Genomic DNA, 729 nt, shown 5'->3' on the forward strand with positions numbered 1-729 from the left:
TGGACAACGGCCAGACCATCACTATCGGTGTGAACCAGTCGAGCGGCACCGTTTCGGTTGTAGCTCCAAATGATGTGTACAAAGGCGACCAAACCGTAACGACCGCTATCAAAGGCGTGACCGGCGGCGAGCATTTCGAAAACCTGGTGCCGGGTACTACACCTGTAAACACCACCGTGACCGACACACCGGGCACCGCTGATACCACCACCGTCACTTTGACCGCGCCAAGCGCAGTCAACGAGGGTGGTCAGATTACGTACACCGCAACCTTGAGCAACAAGGCCGGCACTGACGTCACTCTGAAGCTCGATAACGGCTCGACCATTACCATCAAGGCAGGCGACACCGTCGGCACTGTGACTGTCCCAGCACCTAGCGATGACGTGTTCATCGACAAGAGCACTCAGACGGTCAAGATCACTGACGCTGCTGGCGGTAACTTCGAGAAGCTGGAAGTTGCTGGCAACGGCGCGACCACCACGATCAACGACACCATCGATAAAGTTGATGTGGTTCTGACCGCTACTACTACCGTCGGCGAAGGCGGCAACATCGTCTACACCGCGTCGCTGGTCGACAAGTCGGGTAACGCGGTGACTAACATCACCAACCCGCTGACCGTGACCTTGGACAACGGCCAGACCATCACTATCGGTGTGAACCAGTCGAGCGGCACCGTTTCGGTTGTAGCTCCAAATGATGTGTACAAAGGCGACCAAACCGTAA

The 729-nt window shown here is 56.5% G+C and carries 1 protein-coding gene; it reads left to right on the forward strand.

The window, feature by feature from the left end:
* Positions 1 to 729: immunoglobulin-like domain-containing protein (locus tag ACLBW8_RS28595; RefSeq protein WP_447806922.1), on the forward strand; the 729-nt coding region annotated here is incomplete at both ends.

The organism is Pseudomonas sp. M5A4_2d (assembly GCF_053345295.1).